The following is a 369-nucleotide window of genomic DNA, read 5'->3' as shown; positions in this document are numbered from 1 at the left end:
TTTACAATGTCGCCAACCGCTAAGCCGGTTACTTTAACTGTATCCGCGATTCCTGCATTGTTTGTTACCGTGATGTTATCTGCTACAGGTGCTGTGGATGCCGCTTCTGCATCAAAATCTACTTCTAGCGCATCACTTTCCGATTGGCCTGTTGCTGTTGCCGTAACAAATACGGAGCCTGTTGCACTTCCCAGCTGCGTGATGCTAACTGTAGCTGTTGTTGCGCCAGCTGCTACCGTTGCTGTACCCAGTTGTTTCTTCGTTGCATCCGTTGGTACTTTATCATAAACTTTTACGACTGTTCCTGCAGTAAGACCTGTAAATGCGATGGTATCAGCTTTACCTACGTTATTCGTAGCCGTTACATTG

1 pseudogene is annotated in these 369 nt (G+C 46.6%); it reads right to left on the bottom strand.

The window, feature by feature from the left end:
* A pseudogene (locus GQF01_RS09680) lies at positions 1-369 on the bottom strand (hypothetical protein); the annotation flags it as partial.

The organism is Paenibacillus silvestris, from assembly GCF_009882985.1.
GTDB lineage: Bacteria > Bacillota > Bacilli > Paenibacillales > NBRC-103111 > Paenibacillus_E > Paenibacillus_E silvestris.
This window is presented reverse-complemented; position numbering and strand designations above follow the sequence as displayed.